This window comes from Sutcliffiella horikoshii, assembly GCF_044809035.1.
In the GTDB taxonomy this organism is placed as follows: Bacteria; Bacillota; Bacilli; order Bacillales; family Bacillaceae_I; genus Sutcliffiella_A; species Sutcliffiella_A horikoshii_G.
This window is the reverse complement of sequence record NZ_CP085237.1, coordinates 65167-84744: the sequence shown is the minus strand read 5'-3', so window position 1 is coordinate 84744 and position 19578 is coordinate 65167. Positions and strand designations below refer to the sequence as shown.

The following is a 19578-nucleotide window of genomic DNA, read 5'->3' as shown; positions in this document are numbered from 1 at the left end:
TTATTTGATTCGACCTATTGTGCAGTCGGAAGATTCCACTCTACCCCGACCTCGTCCCAAAATATCGAGGCATCTACCGAACCATCCATATGTTCCATGGCGAGGTGACGACGAATTTGATCTTTCACTTCCTTAAAGGAATACGTGACTCCGTCCATTTTTTCATGCAAGTAAATAATGGCGTACTTGTCATCAACAGAAATGGGTTCGCTCCACGATTTCTCCTTTAAATTTGCGGCTTCCGTCATATAGATACTCGGAAATACTTGGGACTCATGAGTTAAAAATCCAAGATCGCCCCCTTGATTGGCCGTCAACTCATCTGTTGATACTTCCATCGCAAGCGACGTAAAATTGGATCCGTCCTCTAATTCCTTTACAACAGCCTCTGCCTCATCTTTGGTTTCAACAATAATATGTGAGAGATGAAAAGAATCCTCAATCGTATAAAGTTGTTTGTTCTCTTGGTAATAATTTTCTAACTCAGCTTCTGGTATGTTGACATCCTTTACAAGCAATTCTTCAAGCAATAAGCTGGAACGAATTTGTTCCTTCACAAGCTCCTCGGAAGTATTAGCATGCAGGGGAGAACGGCTGTACATTGTTTTGATCATTTTCCATTCACGGTCCACAGACTGTTCCGATACCGTTACCTTGTATTTCTTCGCAATTTGTTTAACCACTTCATTATTTACCATTTTTGTGAGCATTTCCTGCCCATACATGCCTTCAAGTTCCTCTAGCATATCTTTTCTTGTAATAACGGTATCCCCGACCGTTGCCACTATATTAGCCTGGCCGTTTACAAAGGCACTTGCGTCAGCCGCCTCTTTTAAAGAGAACGTCTGCTTTACCACTACAATTAGTGTGAGGCAATTGATAATCACAAGACCAAAAATGATATTCCATACCCACTTTTGTTTTAATCTCCGCTTTTGGTTCATATATGCCCCCTAGCCTTTCACTTGCTCCCTCATCGCTTCTAGTTCCTCTTTGTTGAAAAGATACTTGGCATTACAGAAATGACAGTGCGTTTCCGCTTGACCTTCTTCTTCTATAATCTCTGTGATATCCTTCTCACCTAAAGAAATAATCGCTTGTTCAAAACGCTCTTTTGAGCATGTGCATTTGAATTCAATCGGCATGGTTTCAAGGAACTTAATGTTTCCTTCCCCAAGTATTTCTGTTAACAGTTCCTCTGGGCTCAAGCCTTTTTCAATCAATTTGGACACCGGAGTCATATTACTGATTTTTTCTTCAATCACTGCAATGGTCTCTTCTGATGTTCCAGGTAAAAGCTGAATGATAAATCCGCCTGATGCAAGGATAGTGTTATCAGGGTTCACAAGTACACCCACTCCGACTGCAGATGGAACCTGCTCGGAAGAGACAAGATAATACGTAAAATCTTCTCCAAGCTCTCCAGATACTAACTCTGTCTGTCCGGAGAAATGGTCTCTTAATCCAAGGTCTTTTACAACTGATAGCGTCCCGTTTGTTCCTACCGCACGGGCCACATCAAGCTTTCCGTGCTGATTCAGGTCAAAGTGTGTTTGAGGATTGGTAACATAGCCGCGAACCTGCCCCTTTGCATTGCTGTCGACTAAGATTACTCCAATCGGTCCTCCGCCATCAATTTTTACAGTGAGTTTATTTTCACCCTTTAACATGGCACCCATCATGACGGATGCAGTCATTGCCCGTCCTAGTGCAGCGGAAGCGGTTGGCCATGTCATATGGCGCTTTTGAGCCTCCCCCACTGTATCTGTTGTTCTTATTCCATATGCACGAACTTGGCCTTCAAAAGCCAATGCTTTTACAAGATAGTCTGACATGCTAGTTAGCTCCTTTCGCGATTTAATCTTCTTTAGTATTTTTCATGTAAATTAAATGCAGTCCTTTTAACGTCAAGAACGGATCGACAATATCAATGACATCTGATTCATGGCCAATAAGTGCAGCAAGGCCGCCTGTTGCAATGACTTTCGGTGTCACATCGCTTTGTTTCTTCATACGATTTACGATACCCTCAACTTGGCCAACATAGCCAAAAAGAATGCCGGCTTGCATCGCACTTACGGTGTTTTTGCCAATCACTCCATCTGGTCTTGCTATTTCTATTCTAGGGAGTTTAGATGCACGAGAATAAAGCGCTTCTGTCGAAATACTGATTCCAGGTGCAATGGCGCCGCCCATGTATTGCTTGTCTTCGTTTATGTAGCAATAGGTTGTTGCCGTACCAAAGTCAACGATCACTAGAGGGCTTCCGTAAAGATGTATACCCGCCACCGCATTAACGATTCTGTCGGCTCCAACTTCTCTTGGATTTTCATACTTTATGTTTAAACCTGTTTTAATACCGGGTCCGACAATCAATGGTTTTAAATGAAAATATTTTTGACACATTCTTTCTAGGGAGAACATGATTGGCGGCACGACTGAAGAAATGATGATTCCTTCAAAGTCTTTAAAGCTTAAGCCTACATGTTCTAGAAGGGATTTGAAGATCATCCCGAATTCGTCTTCCGTTTTATTACGGCTTGTTTCGACACGCCAGTGATGCTTTAATTCTTCTCCGTCATATACACCTATTACGGTATTGGTATTACCTACGTCCAACACAAATAACATTTATATCCCCACCATGCTTTAAAATTAGTTTCATTATACTATATGGTAACCTAACTGACCCAATAGAAATAATTATTCCTTGGGAAATCATGATTCGACAGAATTCTTGCGTTTGCGTTAACTTCCTGTTTCCTTCCGTTCCGGGGTTCGCTTATCCAGAGGGCGTGTGCTTGAGCCACCTCACTTCGTGGGACTTCATTAAACGCCGCTGTTGATTTCCGCAAATGGCTTCGCTTTCCTAGGGGCGCTGCTGAAGCCTTCGCCTTTTGCTCCAATCAACAGCTAGAAACAGGAGTGCCCCTGCACTTCATTCAAAAGGGGGTATTTCGATTTAACGCCTAGGATCACATAAAAAAGGTGCCTGAGATTTATTCCAGGCACCTTTTTGTTTATTCAGGTTTGTTCTCGTCGGTAGATTCAATTTTGTCTGCATCTTTTTTAGAGTTGATGTTCACTTTCACATCTTCGCCACCATCGACTTTTACAGGAAGTTCTGGAAGCTTCCCTTTGTCAAATAGGTGTCTGATTTGATCTGCATCAAGTGTTTCAACCTCTAAAAGTGTTTGTGCTACAAGCTCGAGCTTATCACGGTTCTCCGTAAGGATCTGCTTCGCTCTTTCATAACTCTCTTTAATGAAACGTTGAATCTCCATATCAATTTCATGCGCAATGGCATCACTGTAGTTTTGCTCGTTTTGGATATCACGCCCAAGGAAGACTTGGCCTCCTGAAGCTTGACCAAATTGCAACGGTCCAAGCTTTTCGCTCATTCCGTATTCAGTTACCATTTTACGTGCTATTCCTGTTGCACGCTGGAAGTCATTATGGGCGCCGGTACTTGCTTCGCCAAATGTGATTTCCTCTGCTACACGACCACCAAGTAAACCGGTGATTTTGTCTAATAGCTCTGGTTTTGTCATAAAGTAACGATCTTCTTTTGGAAGCATGACAGCATAACCGCCAGCCTGCCCGCGAGGTACAATCGTAACTTTATGTACGGTATCAGCTTCATCTAATACTACACCGATGATGGTATGTCCCGCTTCATGATAAGCAACGATATTGCGCTCTTTTTGGGAGATTACCCTGCTCTTTTTGGCAGGTCCTGCAATGACCCTGTCGATTGCCTCATCAATATCCAACATATCAATTTGCTTTTTGTCATGTCTCGCAGCAACAAGTGCAGCTTCATTTAGCAAGTTTTCAAGGTCGGCCCCGGAGAATCCAGGGGTACGCATTGCGATTGTCTTCATATTGATACTATCATCGATAGGTTTATTTCTTGCATGTACTTTCAGCACCGCTTCACGGCCTTTTAAGTCAGGACGATCTACGGTAATTTGGCGGTCAAAACGTCCAGGTCTCAATAATGCCGGGTCAAGAATGTCCGGTCTGTTCGTTGCTGCAACAATGATGATCCCTTCGTTCGCTCCGAAACCGTCCATTTCAACTAGCAATTGGTTCAAGGTTTGTTCACGCTCATCGTGACCTCCGCCGAGACCAGCTCCACGCTGACGTCCTACTGCATCAATTTCATCGATGAAGATGATACAAGGAGCATTCTTTTTCGCATTTTCGAATAAGTCACGTACACGGGATGCACCGACCCCGACGAACATTTCCACAAAGTCAGAACCACTGATCGAGAAGAATGGAACGCCAGCTTCTCCGGCAACAGCTCTTGCAAGTAACGTTTTACCTGTACCTGGAGGTCCCACAAGCAGAACCCCTTTAGGGATACGTGCACCAAGCTCGGAGAATTTGCGTGGATCCTTCAAGAATTCCACAACCTCGACAAGCTCTTGCTTTTCCTCATCCGCACCGGCAACGTCTTTAAATTTAACCTTTTTCTTCTCTTCGCTATATAGCTTCGCCTTACTTTTACCAAAGTTCATGACACGACTTCCGCCGCCTTGCGCTTGATTCAGTAAGAAGAAGAATAAGATAAAGATAATGACAAAAGGAATGATGGAAGTAAAGAAGGTTACCCACCCGCTTGTTTCTTCCGCAGGGTCAACTGTCATTTGAATGTTTTGTTCTTCTGCAATGTTTTCCACGCGCTCTAGGGCACTGGCACTATTCGGGAAGACCGTTACAAACGTTTCTCCTTCTGTAGCCCCTTCCAACTTACCGCGTGCTTCATACACGGAACGTGTTGGTTGGATGGTGAATTCCTCCACCTTATTTTCTTCAAGATTCTGGATGAATGTATTATAGGTGATCGGTTTTTCGCTCGTGTTTGGGCTATTAAAAAAGCTCACAACACCAATGACCACTAAAAATATTAATAAATAAAAGATGGTATTACGAAATATTCTGTTCATCCCTTACCTCCTCCCACGATAGCCAAACTAAACCAATAGTAACATAGTAAATTAATCCAATTCAAGGAATCTGTATTGGGATAGCTTATTCTTCTACGTTAGAATAAATTTCAGGTTTTAATACTCCGATATACGGAAGGTTACGATATCTTTCAGCGTAATCAAGGCCATATCCTACTACAAATTCGTCTGGTACGATGAACCCGACATAGTCCGCTTTGATATCTGCTTTTCTCCCGCTTGGCTTGTCAAGCAGTGTTACGATTTTAATGGATTTCGCTTTACGGTAGCGGAACAATTCCACCAGGTAGCTTAGAGTCAAGCCACTGTCGATGATGTCCTCAATGATCAGGATGTCTCTTCCTTCTACTGAAGTATCCAAGTCTTTTAGGATTTTTACTTCACCAGAGGAAACAGTGGAGTTTCCGTAGCTTGAAACGTCCATGAAATCCATTTCTAAATATGTATCCATACGTTTGATAAGGTCGCCCATAAAAGGCATTGCGCCCTTTAATACTCCGATTGCCAAAGGAAAACGATCGCTGTAGTCCTCTGTTAATTGTGCACCTAGTTCTCTAACCTTTACTTGAAGCTCTTCTTCACTAAATAGTACTTTTTCGATATCTTTGTTCATTTTTTTGTTGCCTCCCAAACTTTTTGACTCGTCTTGCAAGTTAATACTAAAACAGGACCCACTGTTTCCTCTGTTGCTTCGAAAGCGGAACGTTTAAGCATGGGCATCCATAAAATCTCCTGATTGGCATCCACGATCAAAGGCCATGAATCTCGTTGTTGTAGAGGTATTTTCCCTTCGATGAAGATACTTTTGATTTTTTTGGAGCCATTTGTCCCCTTCAGTTTGATACGGTCACCGTCAAGTCGGGTTCTCGCATACAGTGGAAGTGTGACCTTGGATAAATCAATTACAGCTTGATTTTCTTTGACATGTCGAGGTTTATCTTGTGCCTTGATCTCGCTGGTGATCATCATATCGGCCGGTAGCGCCACATTACCTGGGACTTCAAGCATATGCTTGTAGGTTACATCACATTCATCCTTGTTAAATGTCAATGTGCATTCATTATAGGATTTGATAACCTGTAAGCCATGTGGGAAATGCAGCCTTCCAGAAGGGTGTTCACTTTCCAATAAGGATAATAAATTATCAATATGTATAGAGGAAAGAGATGGAGGAATTTCATTATTATAGAGATAGTTTAATATTAGTTGAATCCCACGCCTTTGTAAAGGTTTAGCCATGAAAAGCAAAGGTTTTCTATCCAATACCACTCTATCTTTTGCTTTGCTTATAATAATGTCAATCCATTCCTTTTCCATTAATGCCTCTATGTATTGTTCACTTTCCTGTACCTGCTCGCTGAAAGCTTGAAATCTCTCATGAAGCCCTGGGAATTCCTCCTTCAGAACGGGCAAAATGTGATGCCGCAGCCTGTTTCTTCTGTAGGCATCCTTATCATTGCTTGGGTCATGCCTGAATGGAACGTGCTCCGCTGTTAAATACTCCAAGATTTCCGACTTTGTGACAAGCAAGAGGGGTCGTACAATGACGCCACCCCCAAAGGTCCGTCTAGGAAGAATCCCGGCATATCCTGCCATGGATGATCCCCTTCCAAGCCTCATCAGGATGGTTTCCACCTGATCGTCTGCATGATGACCGAGCGCCAGAACATCCGCTCGATATTTCTTCATCACTTTTTCATAAAAAGCATAGCGACATTCTCTTGCTGCAACTTGCACACTGAGTTTCTTTTCCTTTTGGTAGGCAGACACATTTATTTGTTTTGCTTCACATAGAAGATCCCTCTGTTCACATTGCTCCTTAACAAACGTCATATCTGCTTTTGATTCCGCCCCACGGAACATATGATCCACATGGGCTATAACCAGCTTCAAGTGTTTAGCCTCTCTGATGGAATCCAAATAATGAAGCAAACCCATGGAATCTGCTCCGCCACTCACACCAACCACTACTGTCGAGCCTGATGGCAGCATGTCATATTTTTCGATGAATGTTGAGACAGTTTCCCACATCATTGTGTACCCATTCCTTTAATCTACGCGTATAATTTCTATTTTATCCTACCATTTGACTTCTTCTCCTGCAAAAATAGATGCTTATCCAAAAACATCCATACTGCCTTATACCCCTAAATACGTACTCAAAACGCTATTTTCTACATTACCTGACCATATAAATAGAAGAAATATGCACACAGAATAACAGATAAAAGCACAGCCGTTTCCATCCACCCTTTGCTTTGGGGTTTCTTTGGAACTGGATTACCTATAGTACTGCCACCTGTTTTAGCCGCTCGACTCGTCCTTGAGGTACTTGGTACTTGCTTGGCTTTTGGGCTTACCTTCTGTTGTGCGGCCCCTGTTGGAGAAGAGGTTGCATGGCGCTGGCTCATGACCGAAAGCATCCCACTTTTCATTTCCTGCGCAGATGAATAATCACCCATTAACGCTCTCATCAAGACAGCTTTATGTCTTTTTAGCCAAGCTTCTTTGTCAATCCGCTCTTCCAGTTGCTTGCGTCCGCCCTCTCCATTTTTTTGAAATTGTTTTGGATAACAGATATGAATCATAATCATTGCTACGGCAAAAAGATCGTAGTTAGCTTCTGCCTTCCTTGAACCCATCCCCCAATAACCTCTGTCAAAAAACTCCGTGAATTCTTTGATGGCCCGGCCTTTCTGGGTTGTGCCGCCAACATCGACAAGACGGACCTTTGGAGGGGTTGAGGTAACAATCAGGTTATCTGGTTTCAAATCTCCAAACACCCAACCTTCTTGATGAAGAGTCTCAAGGTCTGTCAGCAATTGCAAGGTCAATATGCCTGCCCACTCCATTCCTCTCTTTTGGACAAAAGACAAAAGAGGTTCGCCTTCTAGGAATTCCATCACATAAAAGGAAAAAGTCTGTTTCCCACCTAATGCAAGATGCTCCCAATCATCCACATCTAACAAAGAAGGCCCCAGGGAGAACCCTCGGACCTTCGAAAAATGACGCAGGACATTAACCTCAGAAGTGATGGACATGCTGTTTTCACTTATTTTTAATGCAGCTAAGCCCTTGGAACTCCTTGTTAGATATACATACCCCGTCGCACCGTACCCGAGTGTTCTGACAATGGTGTATCTTTCTTTATGCCATTTTCCGATAATGGTCGTCCCTTGAGGCAGATTACCTACCGGATTCTTCATAGTATTGTTCATCATCGGAAATCAAGCTCCTCAGGTTACGTGTTTCTTTAAAATAAGGAATGGCTTCTTGAATGGCAGGACCGGTTGGTGTAATCCCACCTGTAGATAATTTTGGAAAAATGCTGGACAGCGATTCCAATTTCGGTGTCCAATCTAAGATCTTCTCCACTTCTTGGCGTTTTCCCGGGAAAACAAAGGCTGAAAACTGGTTATCACCAATTCTTGCATTCAAACTTAGTGCCAAATCCAAAAGTGCTTCCTTGACGGTTGGAAGCTTGGACTTCATGCTCGCACTAGTATCCACAAGAATCAGCACCTGCAGGGAAACCGTTTCACCCAGTTCATCTACTACTTCCATCACTTCTCCTCGTTTCTCAGGCGGAAGGTCCTCCATGGAAGTTTCTGAACCCAATATTTGTTGAAGCTCCTTATTAATAACCCCCTGTAAAGTTTGGGTCATCGCTTTTCTGGTCACCATCTGGACTGTCTGAGATAAGTTCTTGGCATACACAATTTGACTGACGCCGCCACCAGACAATGCGATCCCCTCTATCTCTTGCATTCCTCTTTCATCTATCGTATCCTCATCCATCACCCCAATAACATTTACTGTAATACCCTGCTCCTTCGCAAGGGCTGCCATGGCAATTGGGTCGTCCCCTGAATTTGAGCATCCATCTGTAATTAATAGAATTTGTTTTAACGTTCCTTTATACACGTTTCGTCCCCTCCTAATGCGTATAATTTACATTAGCCATCATGGACGAGACGAGCTTAATTTATACCTTTAATGTGCAATTTACCTTCTAAGAGGTATTCACCCCGATCACTTCTTTTTTACTAGAAAGAGATAGTGCAAACTTGAATTCTGCCAGTAGATAGATTGGCAGTGTGAAGAGTTGTCCTATTCGTTCCTTCACTCCCACTGCTTTATTCGGCATTGCTACTAGATTTTTTTCTTTTCCATTCACACTTAGTTCTTTCATGCCTGGTAACTTGCTAAGTTCTTTAGCCATCATGGAATGGGCATTAGCTGCCAGATTTGTAACCGTTCTTCTCATCCTGTTCCCTGCATTACCTGACTTGCTGGCCGTTTTGACCATCAGGATCCCAACATTACCTGCCAGATGAAGAGCTTTTTTCATCATCATACTTCCAGTACTAGCCGCCAGTACACCCACTTGCTTTCTTTCTGCTACATTCTCCTCAACCACACGACCGTTACCCATCTCTTTCACAAGACCCGTTACCACTTTAGATAAAATATTCAACATTTAAAGTGCCTCCTTCATTCCTTGGTTTTTGGATAAATAGTTATAGGCAGGAATGGCTGCCCATTTTGGAATATTCCTCTCTATTTTTGCTACCACAACCGTCATATCGTCCTGAATTTGCCCAGATCTTGTCCGAATGACCTCCTCCATAATGATATCTGCCATTTCCTGCGGATCATCCGTTCTGATTTCGGATACTTTTCGCTTCATCCATAAATCATAGTTTTCTACATGCTTTGGTCCTTCAAAAATTCCGTCGCTCATCATGATCAGCAAGTCACCAGCTTTTAACTGGGAACTAACGACGTCCACATCGAATTCTTGAATAATTCCCATCGGTAGATTACTTGCTTCAATTTTGATTACCTTATCTCCCCTCTTCACAAAACTTGGAGTCGAACCGACTTTCAAAAACTTAGCAGAAGCATCTTGAAGATCAATCATTGCTAGATCGAGCGTAGTAAAAATTTCATCGGTCGTCCTTAATGATAGGACCGAATTGACCGATTTAATTGCTACTTTTTCTTTAATTCCAGACTGAAGAATCTCTTGAAGTAACTTTAATGTTTCTTTGCTTTCATAGTGCGCGCGCTCGCCATTTCCCATCCCGTCACTAATGGCAATGGCGTATTTCCCATGTCCTAACTCTATCGTGGAATAACTATCTCCTGATATCAGCCCTCCTCCTTTTGCGGCATGCGCAACGCCCGTGTCGACTACAAACGCTTTTGCAGAGCCGAATGATACATGACAGTAACCATTGTTATCTGCGTTACAATCTTCCTTTTTAACAATAATATTCTCTCGCAATATATCTGAAAGCATCGGGGCTATGAGCTTTTCACACTCACCACGCCCTTCGCAGTACGGAACGGTCATTTCAATATCGACATTCCCCTGCTCGACGCTGTAAATTTCTACTTGTTCAATTTCAATGCCGAATGCTTGGAGGGCATCTAGTATCTGATCTTCCTGAACATAGTGATTCTCCCTCTCTCGCTGAATCTCTCTTGCAAAATCCTCCATTACTTGTGAAACTCCCATCAATTGGTCGGCTACCAACCTCCTACTTTCCATTAATTGTTTTTTTAGTTTCTCACTCGCGTGGAACTGGGCTAGCTCGTTTTTGATCACGGTTTTTACCTTTTCCGATTTTACGCAATGGCGATCCCACTCCTTTTGCAATTTGACATTCAAACTGATGGTTCCTTCCTCTGTATCCTCCATTAAGTGAGTCATATAATCATAGGTTTTCTGGAAATTTTGTGTCCAGCACTGCTCTTTTTTAAAGCAATTTTGACACGTCTTCTCTGTTACATTACTCAAAAAGAGATCCACTTCTTTTTCTGAATTAGGATGTTCAAATTGAAATTTAGAAAAGCTATTGGATAGCGCTTGGAAAACGTGTGAAAATTGTTCCACTCTGTTTGCAGTCACATCACGGATCTTCCGCATGTATTGCTGTTGCTCTGCTGTATGTTCGGCTGTTCCGGGAATGGATTTAGCCAGATTCGCAATAGCTCTTTGCGGCGTAAGCAGAAAGAGCGCAACAGCTACCATGGACTCCATGATAGTAGGAACAAGCAGCGTCATCCCCTCCCCATAAATGCCAATTAGTAATGTGCCTAGAAGCAGTCCCACCGATACACCAAGCTTGTTTCCTTCCCGTAACAGCCCTCCTAACAGACCGGCAAAAGCCAGCAAACTCATCTGATATAAGTTGGATACAGTAGCCAAACTTAGAATGAGACCTGTCACCACCCCTACCGTCGAACCAATGGTGGCCCCAGCAACAAATGCAAAGATTAATACAAGATAACGCGATAATATATGTTCAACGGATAGATCATAAGCTGTCCAACCGATGGTCCCTGTCAGAACGGAAGCGAATAAAATGATGAGACAAATAATTTCCTCTGTTTTAAAGGCCTGTCGCTTTTTCCTCATGGTGATGAGCGGCAAGCTCTGGAAGAAGATAAGCGTAAGGATGAAACCAAGTCCCGCTTCCACTCCAATCATCAGCCAATCATATGTCACCATCCCTGTTGTAAAATATATCATCGTTGTCTTCGAGAGGAAGGCTGAGATGAAGACCAGGAACGGCATCGATTTAAGCGGCTCGATTTTTAATGCCTGTGCCCATTTAAAAAGGAGTACGAAAATTATCATCCCGCCTAATACGTATGCGGCTGTCAATGCCGAAATGGTAGCCGATCCAACCATCAAGGCAATTAATGTGAGCCCCGCCCGTTTCTTTTTCATAAAATACACGGCTGCGAAAAATGGTAACGCAAACGGTGTAATCTCATTCAGGATCAAGGCTCGTCCAAGTAAGAAGCCAATAAAGACTAAGAGAAATCCTTGGTGAAAAAGAATGGACGTAAGCTTCGTTTTTGTCGTATGCATCGACTTCATAAATGTTTTTCTGACTTTCCCAAACTGAAGATTGGAAACCGGTTCCCCCAAATCTCTTTCTAGTCCCTGCATGATATCCACTCCCATATTTTATCTATTGGGGTCATTATACAAGCTCAAAAGGAAAAGATTTGTCAAAAGAACCGTCCAGAACCAAAGAAGTGTTCGACGGATTACAAGGAAAAGAGGGAAAAGCTGTCATGAAATCATCGCATTTGCTAATCGCTCTCATCAGTTTTTGTAAATTCTATAGGTAATTGCTAAGATAATGTTCTAATTATTCTTACATTTTTAAAACGTATTGACATATGCATGATAACTTAGTATTATAACTCTTGTGTCTTGTGAGAGATTCACTAGATGCACTTATAATTTTGGCGGTGTAGCGACGAGCGACACTTCCACGAATTTGCTTCGAGTTGTCCCGACGGATTCACTTCCTGGCTTTACTTGCAGAGGAAGGGACACAGACCAGTAACAAAGGTCGCCAGTGAATCTTATGCATTACTTATAAATTTGGCGGTGTAGCTCAGCTGGCTAGAGCGTACGGTTCATACCCGTGAGGTCGTGGGTTCGACTCCCTCCGCCGCTACCAACTTTATAAGGCCCATTGGTCAAGCGGTTAAGACACCGCCCTTTCACGGCGGTAACACGGGTTCGAATCCCGTATGGGTCATAAGATAAAAGCTGTCACAGCTTCAGGGAATACCTGATACTGTGGCAGCTTTTTGTGTTTGTGAACTTATAAAAGTGGATTTGGGTAACTTTCTTTTCATTTTGGATTGGATCCTTCCATATTAGCTGTTCCAACTACTCGAATTTAGGGTGAATCTTCGTTTATCCCTCGTAAATGGAATTTATCCATTGTAAAGCTTGATATATCCATCGCAAAAAATATTTATCCATTGTAAAGCCGGATATATCCATCGTAAAAGAGATTTATCCATTATAGCGTCTTAAGGTAACTGTACCCAACGCTGAACAGACACCCTAAGTTGATTGCAGTGGAAGGCGCGAAGACTCCCGTGGGAGGAAGGGACAGGGAGACCCCGCAGGCGAAGCCGAGGAGGCTCCCGGACCGCCCGCAGGAAAGCGAAGCGCCTGGAACGAAAATCAACTGTTCCACAATTCCCCCGTACTGTCGTAGTATAACAAAACAAAAAAACACACCCCACAAATCAGGGCGTGTTCAAACGTTACGTTTTTATATATGAGATTTTCAGCAGCAAGTTACTTTCTACTTGCTCCACGACCTCCACGTTTTGATTCCGTGCTGCGCTTCAGGGTAGATAAACGATCTTCGCTATCTTTCAAGAATCTAGCCATCTTCTGTTCGAAGTTTTCCTTTGGTTTGAATTCTTCTCTTCTTCCTCGTGGCGGACGTTGATTTGAGCGTTGTTGGTTGCTGTTGCTCGGACGTTGTGATGGTGCGGCAGAACGTGGTTGTGGCTCACGATACGTGTCGCTTGCCTTTTTGATGGATAGACCAATTTTGCCATCCTTCTCCACGTTGATCACTTTCACCTGTACTTCATCACCAACTTTTAGATGGTCGTTAATATCCTTCACATAGTTGTCTGCAACTTCACTGATGTGAACAAGACCAGTTGTTCCTCCTGGCAACTCAACGAACGCGCCAAAATTAGTTATACCTGTTACCTTACCCTGTAACTTGCTGCCTACTTCGATTGACATAAAAAAAATGCTCCTCCTTAAAATCATAAAAATAAATCACTTTACCTACCATTATACCTAGAGCAAAATTGAGGTGTCAATATGACGACTAATCTGACGACGAATCGTCAGGCATATTGAAGATGATTTCATCCTCTTCTGACATGAAATAATCTCTACGTGCGATTTTCGCAATATAATCATCATCGTTCAGTTTTACAATTTCCTCTTCTAAACGCTGTTGTTCTTTCTTCAGTTTTGCCAGCTCTTGTGTGACGACTTCTTTTCTATCTTCTTTTTCTTGAAGAATAGCTCGTTGGTCTAAGAGTGTTTTTCCCATTAGTATTCCAAAGACTAATGCCAAACAAAAGAATAATGATAAACGTCGATAAAGTCCACGGCGTCTTTTCTGTTTTTTCAATTGCTGGTCCTGTTTTTGTTTGGAATAATCGGAATGGATTTTTGCTACCTTTTCATCTTTTGCCGCGCTCATCTTATCATTCCTCTCCTAGCGCTTTTTCCAAAAGTTCTTTACTCTATTTATTATACTATGTTTCCTATTCTTTACTAGTGTGAAAAATCCTTCAAGTTTTTTGAAAACAATGTGTAAATATTTTTTTACAACATTCGGGACCAACTTCCATACTAGCATAAGAATCCACTGGAATGGTAACGAACAAATTTTAACAATTCGCCATAAGATTAAAAGCAGAAGGCGAACGGACGAGTAAAGAAACTTCCAAATACCTAAAATTAATACTATAAGAGCTTGTACTAAAAATTGTATTGGCCTGACTACAAGGTTTTTTACCATTTTTTCCAAGAAGCGATACAAGTGGATGACAAGTTGAATGATGGTTTCCAGCAAATTCAAATAAAAATACCGGAATAAGCTTTGATAAGCCGCAAAGCCGCACACAAGTGCGATGAGGATATAAAAACGAATTTCTCCTTCATTTACTCTCAGTAGTACGTAAAAACCGATGAGAGCTTGCAAGAGCCAAAAGAGGACGTCGTGTATAAACACGACCCATTTGGCTCTTTTTTCCCGTTTCAGAAAGCGTCCATATGTATCTATGGCCGCTCCTAGCCATGCTCCCATCCCGATCATGGCAAGCATTGTATAAAGCTGGGTGGTAAGTGTCATTTGAACAACTTACTAAAGAATCCTTTAGCTTTCTCCGCCTGTTGATCATCGAGATAAATGATTTCCATGATCTTGCCTTTGATCGAGACGACGCCGCTTTCTACATCCAGGTTTTTCATTTGAAGGTTTTGACCTCTGACCGAGAGAAATCCCATGACGGTCTCTAACAAAAACTCTTCGTTATCAAAACTTTCCACTTGCTTTACACCTGTGATATCCAACATTCTGCGGCTTCTCATCACGATGTCTTGCTCTTGGACAGTCTGCTTGTTTCCTTGATTCGGATCATAGTATTGATTCATATTCATCCCTCACCTATCCATTACTTTGAAGATAGTACATGTATATGAGAGGGATATATTTTTAGAACAAGCCTGTCCGTTACTCTTCTGTCTGTTCCACTCTTTCTTCTTTCACGATAGTGTACATCATGGCTGCATCTTCTTTTCTGGCATTCTCCTGGATGTTATCAACAGATGCAGTGACGATTTTTTGGCCAAAGTGAATTTTTAATTCATCTCCTGCTTTTACGTTGCTGCTGGCTTTTGCTTGTACGTCATTGATATAAATACGCCCTTGCTCTGCCACTTCTTTAGCCAGTGTACGACGCTTGATGATTCTTGATACTTTCAAAAATTTATCTAAACGCATAGTCTTACTCCCCCTATTATAACCCGTTCTTTTTTGCTTCTTCCCAAATAGCATCCAACTGTTCTAATGATAGATTCTCGAAGGATTGCCCTAATTCCTTTACCTTTTTTTCAATAAAGGTAAACCTGCGGTAAAATTTCCGGTTGGTCAATGCCACTGCTTCTTCCGGGTCAATTTTATAATATCTTGCAATGTTGACGAGCGCAAAAAGTACGTCTCCGAACTCTGCGGCCACCAGGTCCGAACTTGGATCCATTGCTATTTCTGCCTGCAATTCGTCCATTTCTTCCTTCACCTTTTCCCACATTGGTGCCACATCGTCCCAATCAAACCCGACCTTGCCTGCTTTTTTCTGATACTGGAATGCTTTTGTCAGATTAGGGAGCCCTTTTGCCACCGCATCAAGAATGGACTGCTCGGCCCTTTCTCCTTTTTCCTCGGCTTTAATCGCGTCCCAATTGGTGATAACATCCTCTGCATCTTCCACCGAGGTGTCAGCGAACACATGCGGATGCCTGCGGATCATCTTCTCGTTGATTCCTTCTATTACATCTTCTATGCTGAAGTAGCCTTCATCCTCGCCAATCTGCGCATGAAGCATTACTTGTAAAAGAACGTCCCCAAGCTCTTCAATGATTCCATCTGTGTCTTCCTCATCAATGGCATCAAGCAATTCATAGGCTTCTTCAATTAAATATTTTTTCAGGGATTCATGAGTTTGTTTCTGATCCCACGGGCAGCCATCAGGTCCTCTTAATGTCGCTATGGTTTTTCTAAAAGAAGAGAATTGTTTATAAAGCAATTCCTCCTCTTTTACCGCTGGGACATAGACACTTGTCAGGTTATTGATTTCTGCCACCCTATCCAATTCGTATAACGGTACCTCGGTAATCTGTTCCATGGAAGATCCCGCTGCCGTTACTATGGTAACCGGATAGTCATCAGGCAGCATCTCCATCAACGTGAGTTTCACTTCTGATGCGATGAAGGCATCATAAACTTGGCAGAAAATCATGGCCTGGGTCGGTTCAATCGCTTCTTTTACAAGCGCGGTGGCATCATGAAACTGAAAGCCGTCGATTGGATCGAGCCCTATCGCTGTAAACATCGGGTCAAGGAAGCTTTGCCCGCCTTTGATATCAAGCTTAATCACGCCTTCCTTTTCTTTCTCTAACAAAATTTGCACGGTTTTCTCTGCCACCAGCGGATGTCCAGGAACGGCATACACAATTTCTTGTTGCACACTAAGTTCTAGCAATTTTTCTGCAATTCTTTCATATACCGTGCCGAATGTCCCCTCCTGTTCATAGATGGCATCAAACGACTCATAGTTCAACCCTTCGTTTTCGAGCTCTGTAATAACAGGGTGCTCTTTCGTTCGAAGGTAAAGATGTTCCGCCTTCATTAATTCCTTGTACACTCCCATCGGAAGCTGTTCGAGGTCACCCGCACCAAGGCCAAGAACCTTTATCTCATTCATATATGGACACCAACTTCATCATTATTTTAAAAGCTTCACCAGTTTCTTTCCTAGCGGGAGAAGCATGAGTTCTTCTTTAGTAAAAAAGTGATTCTTTATTAAAATTAATAGGTAGGTGAGTCCGCCGAGCACCACTCCCACTATGCTCTGGACGGTGGCGAGAGTACGGCTGCCACCTATCAGTGAATCTGTAAGAAGCAGATAGACTGCCAAAACGGCAGACATCATAGACATACTCACAAGCAGGGGGAGGGCAGGCATTCTCTCAAAAATCGAAGTGCCTGTCTTCTTTTTTAGCGCCAGGACCATCATGACGGCGACCGTACTGAACGCCACCAATGTACTGATCGCCGATCCCAATGTGGAATGGGTGGGAATTAATAGGACATTCAGAAGATATTTAATGCCGATCCCGATCCCAACAAAAAGAGCCGGAAGATACGGGTACCCAAGTCCCTGCATGATAGCAGCTGCCGTCAGGGCCATACTGCAAAAGAGAATCGACAAACCAAGTACCAATAGAACATGGTAGCCATTTTCATTGGAAAAAAGCATCACATTCACTGGTTTGATAAGCCACGCAAGCCCCACAGCCGCTCCTGCTCCCACTCCAATGCTGACACGGATCGAGAGGCTTATCTTTTCTTTCACTTCCTCTTCCTTCCTCTTGGAGAGAATAATGTATGGGACAAGAGATAGAGAAAATGCCGTAGCCACGACTGTTCCAAGCTGAATGAGCGGCTGTCCCCTGTCGTAGACCCCTTTTAGCTCTTTGGCTTGTTGTTCGTTGACTCCTGCTTCCAATAGCCCAGCATAAATAGTAAAAGCATCCACCATTTGAAAAAGGACCAGTAATAGCGAGCTGATACAAATGGTAAATCCTTGAAGCGCCAGAACCTTTACAATAGACTTCGAAGACGGAAGTATATTTGAAGGTGCAACCGTATGTTTCTGCTCCCTTTTCCTTTTTTGATAAAAAGCCAACAGTACCAGGACCGCGGCAAATCCTCCGATGACAGATCCGAATATGGCACCTGCGCCAACTTCATAAAGGGAAAATCCCGCGTCCACGAGCAGATAGGATAACACCAAGATGGTTCCTACTCTAATTACCTGTTCACTGACTTGCGAAACGGCTGTCGGCGTCATTTCACCGAGTCCTTGAAAGCTTCCTCTCCATACGGAGACTAAAGGCAGAAGCAAAAAGGAGAAAGCGACAATTTTAATTAATACAGAGAGTTCCAAATCCCCCATAAAAGCTGCTAAGTGAGTCGCACCGAGGTACAGAAACAAAAAGAAGCCTACACCCAAAATCGTTAAGAAACAAAAGGACACCCAGCGTATTTTACGTGCTGCTTGCTCCCTTGTGCTCTCAGGGTGTTCTGCAATGATTTTTGAAATGACAACCGGAAAGCCATATGTAGATAAAATGATAGCCACCCCGTAAAAGGGATATACCTGCTGATAAATATAAAAGCCAACATCTCCTACGATATTCTGGAAAGGAACGCGATACGCTGCACTGAGGATTTTAATGATGATCCCTGCAACAGTGAGTATCATGGCGCCTTTAAAGACCTTTTGATAGGAGTGTGATGATAAATCATTCATAAAGAAACCCGCCTTAAAGGTATTCGTACAATTGTATAATTATAGCATATCTTGAACGGAAAAGATGAAAGCATTACGTCCATGATAGCGTACTCTTTTAGAGAGATATGAACAACCCGAGTAGTATTTGCGGAAATCTTTCAAAATAGGGGACTGAAGCGGTATTTATAGAATTTTCGGGTTCAATATCAGCATAAACTTTACGGAAATGTTCCAATGACTATTAAATCCCCTTCTCCATAAAACTTACTGTCCAAAAGGAGCGATTTACTGTCCATTCAGACAAAAATACTGTCCAAAATCTTAAAATACGATCCAAACTGACCCATTTACTGTCAAAACTCACGTAAATACATGCCAAACGACAAACATCCTCATATTTCGACAACCCACTACTCCCGCTCTTGTACCTGCACCCTCCAGATAAAAGAAAAGAAGCAACAGACACGCGTGTCTGTTGCTTCCACTAAAGATTATTGCTCCATCTGTCTTGCAAGGAAGCCTGCAGCTGTTTCCACAGCTTTCTGTTCCACTTCACCAAGCGATTTATCTTTGGACATGATCACCACTGCCCCAATTGGATCTCCGTTTGCCACGATAGGTCCAATGGTATAAGAGGAAAGGGGTTCTACGTGTCCATCGACAATAGCCAGTTGCTGTTCATCCGTTTTCAATACGGAATTGCGGTCTTCCATGGATTTCTCCACGACTTCGCTGATGCTTTTGTTCAAGTATTCCTTTTTGGAACTTCCAGCAACAGCAATAAACGTATCGCGATCACAAATTAACACTGGGTGGCCAAGGCTATCATAGAGAGCTTCAGCATATTCCTTAGCGAAATCGCTAAGCTCACTAATTGGAGAGTACTTTTTCAAGATAACCTCTCCATCCCGATCGACGAAAATCTCAAGCGGGTCACCCTCGCGAATACGCAGGGTTCTTCTTATTTCTTTAGGAATTACAACGCGACCGAGGTCATCAATACGACGTACAATACCAGTTGCTTTCATTTCTTAGGTTGCCTCCTTCATCCGATGATAAAAAGAGATGAGTTAAATTGGTGGAATTGATCAATTTGTCCTGCTTTTGAAGAATTCACCATTCGTTGAAGTTAGTATCTTACACTCAGGAAGTTCTATACATG

The 19578-nt window shown here is 42.7% G+C and carries 18 protein-coding genes and 2 tRNA genes; 2 read left to right on the top strand and 18 right to left on the bottom strand.

The window, feature by feature from the left end:
• Nucleotides 1-14: 14 nt before the first annotated feature.
• From LG307_RS00430 to spoIIE, 10 genes are all read right to left on the bottom strand, one after another.
• Nucleotides 15-944 carry a peptidyl-prolyl cis-trans isomerase gene (locus tag LG307_RS00430; protein WP_404446859.1) on the bottom strand — a complete coding sequence of 310 codons (930 nt, stop codon included), beginning with the start codon at nucleotides 942-944 and terminating at the stop codon, nucleotides 15-17.
• Between the two features lie 9 nt (nucleotides 945-953).
• Nucleotides 954-1835, bottom strand: a complete 882-nt coding sequence (gene hslO / locus LG307_RS00425) for an Hsp33 family molecular chaperone HslO (RefSeq protein ID WP_404446857.1) — start codon at nucleotides 1833-1835, stop codon at nucleotides 954-956.
• Nucleotides 1836-1857: 22 nt separating this feature from the next.
• Nucleotides 1858-2631 carry a type III pantothenate kinase gene (locus LG307_RS00420; protein WP_404446855.1) on the bottom strand — a complete coding sequence of 258 codons (774 nt, stop codon included), beginning with the start codon at nucleotides 2629-2631 and terminating at the stop codon, nucleotides 1858-1860.
• 389 nt (nucleotides 2632-3020) lie between these two features.
• Entirely contained in the window at nucleotides 3021-4955 is a 1935-nt protein-coding gene (ftsH, locus tag LG307_RS00415; RefSeq protein WP_404446852.1) for an ATP-dependent zinc metalloprotease FtsH, read from the bottom strand.
• An 85-nt stretch (nucleotides 4956-5040) separates the two neighbouring features.
• A complete protein-coding gene (hpt, locus tag LG307_RS00410) occupies nucleotides 5041-5589 on the bottom strand; it encodes a hypoxanthine phosphoribosyltransferase (RefSeq protein ID WP_404446849.1) in 549 nt (182 codons plus the stop codon).
• Nucleotides 5586-7010, bottom strand: coding sequence for a tRNA lysidine(34) synthetase TilS (gene tilS / locus LG307_RS00405; RefSeq protein ID WP_404446847.1), 1425 nt, complete (start codon nucleotides 7008-7010; stop codon nucleotides 5586-5588). Before tilS ends, hpt begins: the two co-directional genes overlap by 4 nt.
• A gap of 140 nt (nucleotides 7011-7150) precedes the next feature.
• The gene (locus LG307_RS00400) at nucleotides 7151-8197 is read right to left on the bottom strand and encodes a protein kinase family protein (protein WP_404446844.1); all 1047 of its coding nucleotides are present in this window, start codon (nucleotides 8195-8197) and stop codon (nucleotides 7151-7153) included.
• Complete coding sequence (locus tag LG307_RS00395; RefSeq protein WP_404446841.1) at nucleotides 8163-8900, bottom strand: VWA domain-containing protein; 738 nt, start codon at nucleotides 8898-8900, stop codon at nucleotides 8163-8165. The genes LG307_RS00400 and LG307_RS00395 overlap by 35 nt, the downstream gene beginning before the upstream one ends.
• Before the next feature lie 88 nt (nucleotides 8901-8988).
• Nucleotides 8989-9456, bottom strand: a complete 468-nt coding sequence (locus LG307_RS00390; RefSeq protein WP_404446839.1) for a hypothetical protein — start codon at nucleotides 9454-9456, stop codon at nucleotides 8989-8991.
• Nucleotides 9457-11943 carry a stage II sporulation protein E gene (gene spoIIE / locus LG307_RS00385; RefSeq protein ID WP_404446836.1) on the bottom strand — a complete coding sequence of 829 codons (2487 nt, stop codon included), beginning with the start codon at nucleotides 11941-11943 and terminating at the stop codon, nucleotides 9457-9459. It abuts the gene before it with no gap.
• 446 nt (nucleotides 11944-12389) lie between these two features.
• On the opposite strand from spoIIE, the gene LG307_RS00380 reads away from it, so the two are divergent.
• A tRNA-Met gene (locus LG307_RS00380) sits at nucleotides 12390-12466 on the top strand.
• 9 nt (nucleotides 12467-12475) lie between these two features.
• Nucleotides 12476-12547 (top strand) — tRNA-Glu (locus tag LG307_RS00375).
• 554 nt (nucleotides 12548-13101) lie between these two features.
• On the opposite strand, the gene LG307_RS00370 is transcribed toward LG307_RS00375, so the two are convergent.
• The 8 genes from LG307_RS00370 to spoVT form a co-directional block, all read right to left on the bottom strand.
• On the bottom strand, nucleotides 13102-13566 hold the full coding sequence (locus tag LG307_RS00370; RefSeq protein ID WP_404446833.1) for a S1 domain-containing RNA-binding protein: 465 nt from the start codon (nucleotides 13564-13566) through the stop codon (nucleotides 13102-13104).
• An 88-nt stretch (nucleotides 13567-13654) separates the two neighbouring features.
• Nucleotides 13655-14038 (bottom strand): septum formation initiator family protein, encoded by a 384-nt coding sequence (locus LG307_RS00365; protein WP_404446830.1) that lies wholly within the window; start codon nucleotides 14036-14038, stop codon nucleotides 13655-13657.
• Nucleotides 14039-14053: 15 nt separating this feature from the next.
• Nucleotides 14054-14692 (bottom strand): spore cortex biosynthesis protein YabQ, encoded by a 639-nt coding sequence (gene yabQ, locus LG307_RS00360; protein WP_404446826.1) that lies wholly within the window; start codon nucleotides 14690-14692, stop codon nucleotides 14054-14056.
• The gene (gene yabP / locus LG307_RS00355; RefSeq protein ID WP_010191403.1) at nucleotides 14689-14994 is read right to left on the bottom strand and encodes a sporulation protein YabP; all 306 of its coding nucleotides are present in this window, start codon (nucleotides 14992-14994) and stop codon (nucleotides 14689-14691) included. Before yabP ends, yabQ begins: the two co-directional genes overlap by 4 nt.
• 79 nt (nucleotides 14995-15073) lie before the next feature.
• The gene (locus tag LG307_RS00350; protein WP_404446823.1) at nucleotides 15074-15343 is read right to left on the bottom strand and encodes an RNA-binding S4 domain-containing protein; all 270 of its coding nucleotides are present in this window, start codon (nucleotides 15341-15343) and stop codon (nucleotides 15074-15076) included.
• A gap of 16 nt (nucleotides 15344-15359) precedes the next feature.
• On the bottom strand, nucleotides 15360-16823 hold the full coding sequence (mazG, locus tag LG307_RS00345; RefSeq protein ID WP_404446820.1) for a nucleoside triphosphate pyrophosphohydrolase: 1464 nt from the start codon (nucleotides 16821-16823) through the stop codon (nucleotides 15360-15362).
• Between the two features lie 21 nt (nucleotides 16824-16844).
• On the bottom strand, nucleotides 16845-18434 hold the full coding sequence (locus tag LG307_RS00340) for an oligosaccharide flippase family protein (RefSeq protein WP_404446817.1): 1590 nt from the start codon (nucleotides 18432-18434) through the stop codon (nucleotides 16845-16847).
• Nucleotides 18435-18907: 473 nt separating this feature from the next.
• On the bottom strand, nucleotides 18908-19444 hold the full coding sequence (gene spoVT, locus LG307_RS00335; protein WP_010191397.1) for a stage V sporulation protein T: 537 nt from the start codon (nucleotides 19442-19444) through the stop codon (nucleotides 18908-18910).
• Nucleotides 19445-19578 lie beyond the last annotated feature (134 nt).

Excerpts from the sequence above, each read along its gene's own strand:
- LG307_RS00390 (WP_404446839.1), bottom strand. The coding sequence starts at position 9,456 with ATGTTGAATATTTTATCTAAAGTGGTAACGGGTCTTGTGAAAGAGATG.
- yabP (WP_010191403.1), bottom strand. The coding sequence starts at position 14,994 with ATGAATCAATACTATGATCCGAATCAAGGAAACAAGCAGACTGTCCAA.
- LG307_RS00365 (WP_404446830.1), bottom strand. The coding sequence starts at position 14,038 with ATGAGCGCGGCAAAAGATGAAAAGGTAGCAAAAATCCATTCCGATTAT.
- ftsH (WP_404446852.1), bottom strand. The coding sequence starts at position 4,955 with ATGAACAGAATATTTCGTAATACCATCTTTTATTTATTAATATTTTTA.
- LG307_RS00400 (WP_404446844.1), bottom strand. The coding sequence starts at position 8,197 with ATGATGAACAATACTATGAAGAATCCGGTAGGTAATCTGCCTCAAGGG.
- LG307_RS00340 (WP_404446817.1), bottom strand. The coding sequence starts at position 18,434 with ATGAATGATTTATCATCACACTCCTATCAAAAGGTCTTTAAAGGCGCC.
- LG307_RS00430 (WP_404446859.1), bottom strand. The coding sequence starts at position 944 with ATGAACCAAAAGCGGAGATTAAAACAAAAGTGGGTATGGAATATCATT.
- hslO (WP_404446857.1), bottom strand. The coding sequence starts at position 1,835 with ATGTCAGACTATCTTGTAAAAGCATTGGCTTTTGAAGGCCAAGTTCGT.
- tilS (WP_404446847.1), bottom strand. The coding sequence starts at position 7,010 with ATGATGTGGGAAACTGTCTCAACATTCATCGAAAAATATGACATGCTG.
- spoIIE (WP_404446836.1), bottom strand. The coding sequence starts at position 11,943 with ATGCAGGGACTAGAAAGAGATTTGGGGGAACCGGTTTCCAATCTTCAG.
- LG307_RS00370 (WP_404446833.1), bottom strand. The coding sequence starts at position 13,566 with ATGTCAATCGAAGTAGGCAGCAAGTTACAGGGTAAGGTAACAGGTATA.
- hpt (WP_404446849.1), bottom strand. The coding sequence starts at position 5,589 with ATGAACAAAGATATCGAAAAAGTACTATTTAGTGAAGAAGAGCTTCAA.
- LG307_RS00350 (WP_404446823.1), bottom strand. The coding sequence starts at position 15,343 with ATGCGTTTAGATAAATTTTTGAAAGTATCAAGAATCATCAAGCGTCGT.
- yabQ (WP_404446826.1), bottom strand. The coding sequence starts at position 14,692 with ATGACACTTACCACCCAGCTTTATACAATGCTTGCCATGATCGGGATG.
- LG307_RS00420 (WP_404446855.1), bottom strand. The coding sequence starts at position 2,631 with ATGTTATTTGTGTTGGACGTAGGTAATACCAATACCGTAATAGGTGTA.
- mazG (WP_404446820.1), bottom strand. The coding sequence starts at position 16,823 with ATGAATGAGATAAAGGTTCTTGGCCTTGGTGCGGGTGACCTCGAACAG.
- spoVT (WP_010191397.1), bottom strand. The coding sequence starts at position 19,444 with ATGAAAGCAACTGGTATTGTACGTCGTATTGATGACCTCGGTCGCGTT.